Genomic DNA, 11,908 nt, shown 5'->3' with positions numbered 1-11,908 from the left:
GTCAAAACTGAGAGACTGGCTGGTGGGTACGTCAGGTACAGGTCATCTATCCCGCCTAAAGAAACCTTAAAATTGCTTTTTTGAGGTTGTGAAATTGTATTCCACATAAATGCCTTCCGGGCCGCGACCGTGCGCAACATCCTCGATTTTCCGGGACAGTTCAAACCCGAAGCCCGCGTCGTGACGCTGGACCGGAACTATCGCTCGACAAAGCCCATTCTGGATGCGGCCAACGCCGTCATTGGCGAAGCGGCCGAGCGGTTCACCAAGGATCTGTGGACCGAGCGACAGTCCGACGAACTCCCCAGACTTGTGACAATCTGGGACGACACCGCCCAGGCCAACTATATTGCCGACCGGGTGCTGGAAGAGCGGGAGGCAGGAACACCGATGAAGCAGCAGGCGGTGCTGTTCCGGGCCTCGCATCACAGCGGCACACTGGAGGTGGAACTGACCCGGCGCAATATTCCGTTCGTGAAGTTCGGCGGCCTGAAGTTTCTCGACAGCGCGCATGTGAAGGATGTGCTGGCTCTGCTGCGTTTTGCCCAGAACCCGCGCGACCGCATCGCAGGCTTCCGGATATTGCAGCTTCTGCCGGGCGTGGGGCCGACCTCAGCCCGGCGCGTGCTGGACACGATGGGCGAGAATGCCCATCCTTTCGAGGCGCTGAAAGATGTCAAAGCCCCGCAGCGCAGCGGCGAGGCCTGGACGGGTTTCGTGAACCTGCTGATCGCTCTTGGCAGCCATCAGGTCGGCTGGCCGGGCGAAATTGCGGCTGTACGCTACTGGTATGAACCGCATCTGGAGCGGCTGCATGAGGACGCCTCCACCCGTCTGGCCGATCTGGTGCAGCTGGAACAGATCGCTGGCGGTTATCCCTCACGGGAAAAATTCCTGACCGAACTGACGCTGGACCCGCCGGATGCGACATCCGACCAGGCTGGCGTCCCGCTGCTGGATGAGGATTATCTGATCCTCTCGACGATCCATTCCGCCAAGGGGCAGGAATGGAAGAACGTGTTCGTCATGAATGTGGTCGATGGCTGCATTCCGTCTGATCTGGCGACCGGCGAACAGGACGATATCGAAGAGGAACGCCGGCTGCTTTACGTCGCCATGACGAGGGCGAAGGACAGTCTCGATATCATGGTGCCGCAGCGCTTCTATGTGCATGGCCAGCACAGCCGGGGCGACCGGCACGTCTATGCTTCACGGACGCGCTTCATCGACCGGGACATGCTGTCCCTGTTTCAGACGGTGTCATGGCCGGTTGTGAAGCCGGAAGAGCAGGCCCGGCAGGAGGCGGTGAAGTCGGTGCGGATCGACATGGCCGCCCGCCTGCGCGGCATGTGGTCGTAAGGGAGCAACACGGATGTGCAACCTCTATTCCATGACCTCGAACCCGCAGGCGATCCGCGAGATTGCGAAAGTCCTTGAGGATCGCACGGGCAATCTCCAGCCGCTGCCTGAGATTTACCCGAACACGATGGCGCCGATCGTGCGGAATGGCGAGAACGGTCGTGAACTGGTCATGGCGCGCTGGGGTATGCCGACACCGCCTGGTTACCTGAAAGGCCGTAAGGTCGATCGGGGCGTGACCAATATCCGCAATCCGGGATCTGCACGGTGGAAACGCTGGGAAGACATGCAACATCGCTGTCTGGTGCCGCTGACCGCCTTCTCGGAACCGGAGCGTCTGCCTGACGGGAAATCACGGCCCGTGTGGTTTGCCCGCAGCGACGGAGAGCCGCTGGCTTTCTTTGCCGGGATCTGGTGCCGCTGGACATCGGTGCGCAAGCTGGCGGACGGCGAGACGACGGATGATCTGTTCGGGTTTCTGACCACAGAGGCCAACCAGGAAGTGGGCGCGGTTCATCCGAAGGCCATGCCCGTCATTCTGACGCAACCGGACGAACTGGACGTGTGGATGAATGCACCAGCAGCAGAGGCTCTGTCGCTTCAGCGGTCACTACCAAATGGGCTACTGGTTTGTCATGAATGACGACATCCTGTGGGAACAATGGTTATAGCCAGATAGTCATCTGGCAGCTGCTACACTCATCAGAGCCGCGGGCGGCAGGGAATAAGGGAAAACCTCACGCGATGATGGTTCGGCCCGAGGAAAGCCGATGTGCCCGGTGGTCTCACGGGTCGGGACCGAACGAGCAACGGTACATGGTCATTGCAATCATCAGTCCTTCAGGCACGGCGCGAAACATCGCTGTCATGAGCCGATGGCATGTTTTTCTGCGGGACGGAAGAACACACCAGCCCCAGAGCGATCGCTGCAATTCCCACGAAATGCCAGAGATACAGGCGCTCGTGCAGAAACGGGATTGAAAGCATCACTCCGAACGCCGGGATCAGATGGATGCTCAGCCCTGCGCGTTCCGCACCAAAAAACCTGACAGCGTGCATATAGAGTAAATAGGCCAGAACGGACGGAAAGATGCCCACATACAAGGCAGCAGAAACGAGCGAAATTGACCAGTGGGCAGCCGTCGCAGCGGTCGGAGCGATGAACCAGAGCGGAACCAGAACGGTCACGCCGATCGTGACATGAGCCCCCAGCACGCCCAGCCGGTCGAGGTCTGCGGGCAGGCGGCGGATCCAGAGCGTGTAGAACGCGAAGCAGATCATGGCCGCGAGGACAATGGCATCTCCCGGGACAAATGAGAGGGCGCGCCATTGCGACCATTGTCCATGCAGAACCAGCGTGAATACGCCCAGCAACGAGATCACCAGACCAACGCCCTGTGCGACTGTCAGTCTCTGTCGGTAAAAGACCGCCCCGAAAAAAACGATCAGGACCGGAATCAGGGCGTTCATCAGGAGAGCGTTGCTCGCCGTGGTCGTCCGGACACCGACATACACCAGGGCGTTGAACCCGACGATCCCGGTAAGCGCCGTACCAAGCATGAGCCAGCGATACTGCCAGTACAGTGCTACGTCACGGCGCATGGTCGGGACAACAAACGGCAAGAGGCAGGCAAAGGCAATGACCCAGCGTACCATCAGCAAAGTCAGAGGCGCGGTCAGATCGCGCACCGCGCGACTGACGATGAAATTTCCGGCCCAAAATAGAGGTGGCAGAGCAAGTGACGCGCAGGCGAGCACACGCTCGACGACATACGAGCGACGGACGCGGCTTGCCGTCATGCGTTGTGGCTCGGTGATACGGCCGTGATTTCAGGTCCCTCCGTCCAGTCCAGCGGAAGAGCCGCCCTACGCCGGATCACCTCACGAATGCGCACATCAAACGAGCGCCCAACCTCGGTCCATGAGACAGAAGCCTCACCGGTCAGATGAAGAAGGTCGCCGTTTTCGAAATTGATGAAGAGAAGACCGGCGCGTGGGTTCTCCAGGAAGTTCCCGAATGTATTAAAATAGCGGTTACCGGGATAATCCGGGACAGTCAGCACATCGTCCTCGACCTGGACAGACCCGGCCGGCCCGCCGCGATGCGAGACATCCATGCCACCATGGGCACCAGACGGCGCGTAGGACGCAACGAAGAACGTGGTCGCGCTCGTGATGAGGTCACGTGCCTCCTCATCGAGTGTGACTAATCTTTCCACGTTACCGGGTATACGATGCACCGGTCTGCTTTCACGGATGCGGATATATTTTGGGCAATTACCAAAGCTTTGTCGAACGCACACCTGGATGCTGTCCGCGTCGCTGGACAGGATGACACCATTGGCGCGGTTGCGTCGTCGTGTCGGGAACTCGATGCCGAGGACAGCAAAAGGACGTCCCGGGGCGATCGCTTCCACCGCAGGATCACCGACCATCGGGTACCAGGCAAGCCGGAGAACGGTGTCGTCCGGGCTGGACAGAAAGCCTGGCAGTCCGGTTGCAATGGTGGCCGCCGGCCATCCATCGGGAGACAGCGCCCCCAGCACGACGTAAGGCAACGACGCAAAGAAAATACGATGCTGCTCTGTCATGAAGGCGCGAATGAAAGCGCTCGAAGGTGCTGCAACGCCAGCCAGCGCCTGCGCACGTCTTTCACCCTCATGAAATGCAGTTGCCGCCTCGTCCATCATTGTGATCCCCCACACCGGGAATGAACGACGCGATCATGGCATGTCTTGTCCGAATGTCACAATACAGAACGGTCCGTTTATTGAATTCCTGCTCTCACTGCTTTTCGCTTTGCTCCTTCCTTTTCTTCAGAAACACGCGGTCACGTTCGATGAACCGGGCAACCATGATGGGAACCAGACGCGCGGGATTCTTGCCGACAGTGGCGTCTCCACCGCTTTCTTCTGCGAGAAAGCGGGCATAGAGGAGAAGGTCACGGTGAATTTCCGCAGGAAACGCGATCGTCATCCGGACCGGGCGATTGTCGGGGATTGCGGTGATGCGAAGCTTATCCATTCTGACGGTCTCCTTTCGCGACATAGGGTTTGAGAATGAGATCGCGCCCCAACAGAAGGTTGAACGGAAGGCCGGGGCGATCCGTGAGGGTCGGCTGAATATCGAGGGAGCGGTCGACCAGCCGATAGCCCACCTGAGAGAACCCGTTGCTGGCGCCACTGCGGATCGCCTGAGCCAGATTGTTTTCGCTCTGGCTGGTTCCCGCCTCTGACCCCACGCTGAGCAGCGTGGTCACCAGGGCCGCTTTGAACAACTGGCCCCAGTGGTTGTTCACCTGATCCGACAGACCGGACTGGCCGATCGCGTCCGCACCCGGCAGCTTCTCCAGCACGAGGCTCTCGCCGTCCGGGAAGATCAGCCGGGTCCAGATGATCTGGGTGCGCTGCTGCCCGAAGGAGATGCCGCTGTTATAGGCGCCAAACAGCGTACTGCCCTGCGGGATCAGGAGATAGCGCCCGGTCGGGCTATCGTAGACGTTCTGCGTGACATGACCGACGATCTGGCCCGGCAGATCGGAACTGATTTTCGTATTCAGCGCCCCGGCAATCACGGTTCCCGCGTGCACTATGTAAGGCGAGGCGAGCGGCATGATCCGGTCAGGACTGATGATCTGCCGGTCGGGCTGACCCGCGAGGAAGGCCCGGTTTCCAGCCTGCGCTCCTGAATTCGGAGTTCCCTGCGTCTGACCGGACGACGCTGTGGCTACCGTCTGAACCGGCTGGCCGTCATGTTGGTCTCGGGTCTCGACAGCGGCGAAAAGCTTGCTGCCAATAGCGGCGTCAATCTCCTGCTGTGCCCGGCGCGCATCCTCATTGCCGATGGCGTTGGTGGGGACTGACTTGCCCTGCTGCTGCGCGTGCAGGATCGGCCGTCCCAGATCACCGGGCAGTGCTGGCCCCAGTTTCGGCACACCCGTATAATCTTTCGGCAGGTTGTCCAGACCTGCCGCGGATGGCGGTGACGCATTCTCCGAACCGGCTGGCGTCGCTGGTGGTCGATGGCTGGCTTCCAGAGCATAGCCAAGGGCGAACGCCACGGCGATGACGCCGGTTCCCCCGAGTGACCAGATCACGGTCCGCGACAGGCGCACCACGCGCGGCCGCTCGGCACGCAGGCGCAGATCGGGTGGCGCCGGGCTTCCCCCACTGGACGGAGCATTCTGGTCAGGACGTGGAGCCGTGTCCGGTCCTGCCCCCTCTTCTCTCTCCTCGCTCATGACGGCCGCCCGTCAGTGCGAACGATGCGCACCCGCTGCTCGCTGGTCTTGTCACCGAGGCGCAGTTCGGCTGCGGCGAACAGGCGGTCGACGATCATCCAGTTCTGGCGGACCCGATAATTGACCAAAGCCGGGTTCCCGTCGGGTCCCAATACGAAAAGAGGTGGCAGATCCCCCTGCCCGATCCCGCTCGGAAACGCGATATAAACTTTCCGTCCGTCGTCAAAGGCGCGCGTAGGCAGCCACGGTGGGACACCCCCTTTCGCGGGCTGGATGGCATAGCGAAAATGCAGATCGTCCAGGTCGAGCCCGGTCTCCACGGGCGCTTCTTCATCGGCCGCCTCATCCTGCCGGTGCAGCGCGATCAGATCGTCCTCGGGATAGTCCCACGACACGGACGCCATATAGGTCGCGGGCGTCGAGCGCAGCTCCGCCAAATAGGTCCGGCGATCGGTGTTGACGATCAGATTGGTCGTGAGGTCCGGGCGGGTCGGTTTGACCAGGATATGGACACGTTTGGCAGTGCCACTGCCGCTTGACGTGTCACCGATAACCCAGCGCACGGTGTCTCCGGCCGCAACCGGACCGCTGCCAACGAGCTTCTCGCCCGGCTGGAGCATGATGTCGGTGATGTCGCCGGGCGAAGCATAGACCTGATAGAGCGCGCCGGGGCTGTAGGGATAGACCTGAACGGCATTGATGAAGCCCGCCCGCGTCGGCTGGATGCGCGCGGCCAGATTGGCCTGAATGACACGCGCGGCCGGGTCGGCGACGTCCGGTGCGACATGCCGGGCTTGAACTCTGCGCGGCGGTAGCGGTTTCAGTTGGCCCGGCAGCGGCAAAGGTCTGGCGACTTCCACCACCTGCACCGGCTTGGGTGGATCGGGCAGGCGTGTTGCCCGCATCGCGTCGTCATAGCGAATGGCGGGCGGATGATACTGTCCGGCACAGGCCGACAGAGTGAGCAGCGCCAGCGGCAGGGCGCGCAAGACCATACGGATCATTGTCCGAGTTCCTTCGACCAGTTGATGGCGGTGACGTAGATGCCGAGGGGATTTTTCCGCAGGCGATCGGCCGTGCGCGGGGTGACGACCTTGACGGTAAGGATGGCGGTCCAGCGTTCGGTTCCGGTGAAGGCGCCATCGCGATAATGCCGCTCGGTCCAGGCAACGCGGAAACTGCCGGGCGATGCGCGGATTACCGACGACACATCGACTTCGACCTGCTCATGACCGATCCGCGAGAATGGATCGTTGAGGCGGGCATAGTCGTTCAGCGCCTGTGCGCCGGAAATCATGGTGAACTCGTAAGCCCGGAGCCAGTTCTGCCGCACAACGACCGGATCGGCGGACAGGCCACGCACATCTTCAATGAAACGCGCCAGATACCACGACACCTGCGGATCCGTGGGGACATAGGACGTGGTCGCGGGGCCGATCACCTGTGTCTGCCCAAGCTTGTCGACCTGCACGACCCAGGGCACGATGGTCCCACGCGCGGACTGCCAGACCAGACCGACCCCGAGTGCTGCCGAGAGGAACAGACTGCCAAAAGCCATCAGCCGCCAGTTCCGGGCCTGCACCCGTGCGGAGCCGATCCGCTCGTCCCAGATCTGGGCCGCCTGCTGATAGGGTGTCACGGGCGCGGGCGTAATCCCGTACCGTGTGGTGGAGCGACGGAACATCATTGTTTCTCCGAAAGATCGATGGATGCGGATCCGCCGCCGCCATCGGCGGAGCGGATGACATGGGCCGCCTCGGCCGCGTGGGTCGCGGCATTGCGGCGCTTCATTTTTTGTGCCCAGCGCGGGGGCTTGCTGTCGGGACCAGAGGGAGGGCCGCCATTGCCGCCGCCGCTGCCGGACGAACCACCAGCCTCTCCACCGCCCCCACCTGAGGTGGCATCGGATGCGGATCCGCCGGTAAAGCGCCCCCCTGTCGCGGTGAAGGCGCTGCGAGCCCCGGCGCCGTAACTCTGTTTCATGGACGCTGCTGCGCCGGACGCCCTGCTCTTTGCTGCGTTCATGGCTGCAGCACCCGGCGCACGCGCGACACCACCGAGTCCGGCAGCCATGCGCGCTCCCGCACTCCCGCCAGCAGCGCTCATGGCACCCACGGAATAAGCGCTCGACGCCGCTCCCGCGGCAGCGGCCCCACCGCGTGCGGCAGCGGCCGTCGCGGCCATAGCCGCCCCACCACCGGACGCGATGGCAGCCGGGGCCGCGACAGCCGCCGCTCCCATGGCGCCGACCGCCATACCGGTGCCCACGGCGGCGCCTGCGCCAAGTTGTGGCGCGCCCGAGATCAGGCCGTTGGCGAGGGAGCCGCCGAAGATTGCGAGCCCGACAATGCAGAGTGAGGCCAGTACGACCGACAGCGCCTGCCCGATGGTCGGCGCGCTGTTCCCGTAGGAGGTCGTGAACTGTTTGAAGAGGCCGGAGGCGATGGCGGAAATTACCGCCAGCACCATGATCTTCACACCGGAGGAGACAACATTCCCGAGAACTTTCTCGGCCAGAAAGGCCGTGCGGTTGAACAGGGCGAACGGGATCAGCACGAAGCCGGCGAGGCTGGTGAGCTTGAACTCGACGATCGCGACAAAGAGCTGCACCGCGAGGATGAAGAAGGCCGCAAGCACAATGACCCAGCACAGAAGCAGCACGAGGATCTGCACGATGCTGGTAATTGCGCCAAAGGAGAACGCCAATTTGCTGGCCGCATCAAGCAGTGGTTGTGCGGCGGACAGGCCGGTCGCGGCCAGTCGTCCCGGATGCATGAAATCGGCAAGTGTCAGCGTTCCCCCACCGGCTTTAAGACCGAGCGCGGCGAAACTGTTGAAGACGATACTCGCCAGGTGGCTGAAATGGTTGATGATGAAGGCAAAGAAGCCGACGTAAAGCGTCTTTTTGACCAGACGCTGGACAATGTCCTCGTCCACCGCCCAGGCCCAGAACAGCCCTGCCAGCAGCATATCAAGGACGGAGAGCGATCCGGCGAGGGACACGACGCTGCCCCGCAGCAATCCAAAACCGGAATCGATGGTTGCCTCGAAGGTGTTCAGGAACCCGTCGATAATGCCGACATTGCTGGCGTCCATCGATCAGTCTCCCGAACCGGGAACAGAGACCGCCTCGGGGACATAGGCGTCGTACTGCGCAAAATGCTGGTATTGCGCCTCGGCCCCCGCTTCGTTCGCAGCCTGTCGGGCACGTTCCAGTTCAGCAGCCCGACCGTTGGCGGCCAGTTCCGCCTGGATGTCGGACAACTGGCGCGATTGCAGGGCCATAAGCTGGTTTCCGGCCTGCGCCGCCTGCAACGCACCCGTAGAATTCTGGCTGGCCGAGACAAGCTGCGTCATGGCCGAACTGTCGGACGGGATATTCCCCACCACCCGGGCCTGGAGTTTCAGCGCGTCCTCGAACCCGCCCACGGAATTCTGCCACCGCGTCTGCGCCTGGTTGAACAGGGTGCTGTCAGACATGCCGGACGAGACGGATGAGTAGGACTGCTGATACTGCTGCTCGACCGACTGCACGCTGTAGGCAATGTTCTGCGCCTGAGCCAGAAGTGCAGTGGTCTGGGAAACCGTCGATTGCAGCGTCGACAGTGTCGAGAGGGGAAGCGTCGCGAGATTGCGACCCTGATTGACCAGCATCTGCGCCTGGTTGGCGAGTGATGTGATCTGGTTGTCGATCTGCTGGAGTTCGCGTGCCGCGATCAGGATGCTCTGCACGTGATTGGCCCCGTCATACACCGCCCATTGGGCATGGGCTGGCGGGAGGGACGCAAATGAAATCAGGCCAAGAGCCAAGACACATCCGGAGCGGAAACGTTTTTCCCGGATACGGAAAGATTTTTCCGTCATGGCACGCCTCCGTCCCGCAGAAGATCCGCGGCCCATGTGACACCACGGGCCGCGAACCATGCGGGGAGAAAGCCATCCCGCCCGTGGTCCGCCAGCACGGTGTCAATCAGCCTGTGATCGTCCTTGCCCGACGCGGCGCACAGGGCGAGTGCGACCGGCCCGAGCCCCAGTTCGAACAGACGGTTGCCGCGTTGCGTCTGGCAGTAATATTCCCGCTTCGACGTCGCGCGGGCGATAATGGCGATCTGCCGGTCGTTGAGACCGAAATCCCGATAGATGGCCAAAATCTGCGGCTCGATCGCGCGCTCATTGGGCAGGAAAATCCGCGTCGGGCAGCTTTCCACCACCGCTGGCGCAATCGGGGAATTGGCGATATCGGACAGGGACTGCGTGGCAAAAATCACCGATGCGTTCTTCTTCCGCAGCGTCTTGAGCCATTCACGCAACTGGCCGGAAAAATTCCCGTCATCGAGAACGAGCCAGCCTTCGTCGATCACCAGCAGGGTGGGTCGTCCGTCCAGCCGTCCTTCAATGCGGTGGAACAGGTAGGACAACACGGAAGACGCGGCGCCGGAGCCGATCAGCCCCTCGGTTTCGAACACCACCACATCGGCATCACCCAGGCGCTCGGTGTCAGCATCAAGCAGGCGACCGTAGGGACCGCCGAGGCAGTAGGGTGCGAGCGCCTGTTTCAGTGCGTTGGACTGAAGAAGTGCGACCAGGCCCGATAGGGTCCGCTCCTCCTCTGGGGAGGACGCGAGGGAATTCAGGGCCGACCAGAGATAGGATTTCACCTCCGGCGTCAGCGCGACGCCTTCACTGACAAAAATCTGGCCCAGCCATTCGCTGGCCCATTTCCGTTCGTCCGGATCGTCGATCCGCGCCAGCGGCTGGAGCGAGACGCCGGGAAAATCGTCCACGCCCAACCCGTCGCTATCCGTCAGGCCGCCACCGAGATCATGCCAGTCCCCACCCATGCCGAGTGTTGCGGCGCGCATGGAGCCGCCGAAATCGAAGGCGAAGATCTGCGACCCCACGTAGCGCCGGAACTGGAGTGCCATCAGCGCCAGCAGCACCGACTTCCCTGCCCCTGTTGGTCCGGCGATCAGCGTATGGCCAACGTCGCTGGCATGCAGCGAAAACCGGAATGGTGTGGCTCCCGCCGTCCTGCCATAGAACAATGGGGGCGCCTTGAAATGGACATCCTGCTCCGGACCGGCCCAGACGGCGGAGAGCGGAATCATATGCGCCAGATTCAGGGTCGAGACCGGGGGGAGCCGAACATTGGCGTAAACATGACCGGGCAGACTGCCGAGCCACGCTTCGACCGCATTGAGAGTCTCAGCCATGCAGGTAAAGTCACGACCCTGAATGATCTTTTCCACAAGTCGGAGTTTTTCAGTCGCAATGGATGCGGAGCCATCCCACACCGTGATGGTCGCGGTGATGTAGGCCTGCCCGACATCATCCGCGCCTAGAGACTGCAAGGCCAGGTCGGCATCGGCTGCCTTATTGGCGGCGTCGTTATCCACCAGAACCGAAGCTTCGTTCGTCATCACTTCGCGGACAATGGACGCGATACTCTTGCGTTTTGCGAACCACTGACGGCGGATTTTCGTCAGCACCTTCGTCGCATCCGTCTTGTCGAGCAGGATGGCGCGGGTGGACCAGCGATAAGGCATGGCAAGGCGGTTCAGATCGTCGAGGATTCCAGGAAAGGTTCGCGACGGAAAACCGGTGATCGTCAGGGTTTTGAGGAAGGCCTCACCGAGTTTTGGCTCCAGCCCCCCCGACAGCGGCTGGTCCACCAGCAGGGCATCCAGGTGCATCGGGATCTCGGGCACCCGCACACGCTGGTTTCGGGTGGAAATGGTGCTGTGCAGATAGGTCAGGGTTTCGCCGTCATTCAGCCAGGCAGCCTCCGGCATAAACCCGTCCAGCAAAGCCAGAAGCCTGTCGCTGCGATCGATGAAGGCATTCAGGATGCCGTGGGGATCCGGTCCGTCGCGCTCCCTGCCCTCATAGAGAAAGCGCGATGCCCGGTCGGAAGATTCCGCAGGCGGCAGCCAGACCAACGTGAGAAAATACCGGCTCTCAAAATGCGCACCTTCGTCCTCGAACTGCTCCCGACGCTCCAGATCGACCATCTGGCTGGCCGCGTCGGGGAAATCGCTTTCCGGGTAGATCGTGGCCGGCACGCGCTGCGCTTCCACGAACACGGCCCAGCCGGAACCCAGACGGCGCAACGCATTGTTCAGGCGACCAGTCACCCCGACGAGTTCGGCGGATGTGGCGGAATCCAGGTCCGGACCACGAATGCGCGCGGTACGCTGAAAGGAACCATCCTTGTTGAGAACAACGCCTTTCTCAACCAGCGCGGCCCAGGGCAGGTAATCCGAGAGAAGTGCCGCACGATTGCGGTATTCACCAAGAGACATCATCGCC

Annotated in this window: 11 protein-coding genes; 2 read left to right on the top strand and 9 right to left on the bottom strand. The window is 61.9% G+C overall.

Annotated elements, in window-relative coordinates; all coding sequences use genetic code 11:
- The first annotated feature begins 129 nt into the window (after nucleotides 1-129).
- Both GOB90_RS16230 and GOB90_RS16225 read left to right on the top strand, forming a co-directional pair.
- The gene (locus GOB90_RS16230; protein WP_146892989.1) at nucleotides 130-1,359 is read left to right on the top strand and encodes an ATP-dependent helicase; all 1,230 of its coding nucleotides are present in this window, start codon (nucleotides 130-132) and stop codon (nucleotides 1,357-1,359) included.
- A gap of 13 nt (nucleotides 1,360-1,372) precedes the next feature.
- A complete protein-coding gene (locus GOB90_RS16225) occupies nucleotides 1,373-2,002 on the top strand; it encodes an SOS response-associated peptidase (RefSeq protein WP_146892983.1) in 630 nt (209 codons plus the stop codon).
- A 197-nt stretch (nucleotides 2,003-2,199) separates the two neighbouring features.
- Here GOB90_RS16225 and GOB90_RS16220 read toward each other — a convergent pair whose 3' ends face one another.
- The 9 genes from GOB90_RS16220 to trbE all read right to left on the bottom strand — a co-directional run bounded on the left by GOB90_RS16220 (nucleotide 2,200) and on the right by trbE (nucleotide 11,904).
- Complete coding sequence (locus GOB90_RS16220; protein WP_146892985.1) at nucleotides 2,200-3,159, bottom strand: DMT family transporter; 960 nt, start codon at nucleotides 3,157-3,159, stop codon at nucleotides 2,200-2,202.
- Nucleotides 3,156-4,049 (bottom strand): pyridoxamine 5'-phosphate oxidase family protein, encoded by an 894-nt coding sequence (locus GOB90_RS16215; RefSeq protein ID WP_173572150.1) that lies wholly within the window; start codon nucleotides 4,047-4,049, stop codon nucleotides 3,156-3,158. Before GOB90_RS16215 ends, GOB90_RS16220 begins: the two co-directional genes overlap by 4 nt.
- Nucleotides 4,050-4,143: 94 nt before the next feature.
- Complete coding sequence (locus GOB90_RS16210) at nucleotides 4,144-4,383, bottom strand: DUF2274 domain-containing protein (protein WP_086898505.1); 240 nt, start codon at nucleotides 4,381-4,383, stop codon at nucleotides 4,144-4,146.
- Nucleotides 4,376-5,599 (bottom strand): TrbI/VirB10 family protein, encoded by a 1,224-nt coding sequence (locus GOB90_RS16205; protein ID WP_173572149.1) that lies wholly within the window; start codon nucleotides 5,597-5,599, stop codon nucleotides 4,376-4,378. Before GOB90_RS16205 ends, GOB90_RS16210 begins: the two co-directional genes overlap by 8 nt.
- Nucleotides 5,596-6,603 carry a P-type conjugative transfer protein TrbG gene (trbG, locus tag GOB90_RS16200; protein ID WP_086898506.1) on the bottom strand — a complete coding sequence of 336 codons (1,008 nt, stop codon included), beginning with the start codon at nucleotides 6,601-6,603 and terminating at the stop codon, nucleotides 5,596-5,598. Before trbG ends, GOB90_RS16205 begins: the two co-directional genes overlap by 4 nt.
- Nucleotides 6,600-7,283 carry a conjugal transfer protein TrbF gene (trbF, locus tag GOB90_RS16195; protein ID WP_146892994.1) on the bottom strand — a complete coding sequence of 228 codons (684 nt, stop codon included), beginning with the start codon at nucleotides 7,281-7,283 and terminating at the stop codon, nucleotides 6,600-6,602. Before trbF ends, trbG begins: the two co-directional genes overlap by 4 nt.
- Complete coding sequence (trbL, locus tag GOB90_RS16190) at nucleotides 7,283-8,695, bottom strand: P-type conjugative transfer protein TrbL (RefSeq protein WP_173572148.1); 1,413 nt, start codon at nucleotides 8,693-8,695, stop codon at nucleotides 7,283-7,285. The genes trbF and trbL overlap by 1 nt, the downstream gene beginning before the upstream one ends.
- 3 nt (nucleotides 8,696-8,698) lie before the next feature.
- Nucleotides 8,699-9,463, bottom strand: a complete 765-nt coding sequence (trbJ, locus tag GOB90_RS16185; protein ID WP_146892241.1) for a P-type conjugative transfer protein TrbJ — start codon at nucleotides 9,461-9,463, stop codon at nucleotides 8,699-8,701.
- A complete protein-coding gene (trbE, locus tag GOB90_RS16180) occupies nucleotides 9,460-11,904 on the bottom strand; it encodes a conjugal transfer protein TrbE (protein ID WP_146892244.1) in 2,445 nt (814 codons plus the stop codon). The genes trbJ and trbE overlap by 4 nt, the downstream gene beginning before the upstream one ends.
- Nucleotides 11,905-11,908 lie beyond the last annotated feature (4 nt).

The organism is Acetobacter oeni (assembly GCF_011516825.1).
In the GTDB taxonomy this organism is placed as follows: domain Bacteria; phylum Pseudomonadota; class Alphaproteobacteria; order Acetobacterales; family Acetobacteraceae; genus Acetobacter; species Acetobacter oeni.
Note: the sequence above shows the minus strand (reverse complement) of the source record. Positions and strands in the feature narration are given on the sequence as shown.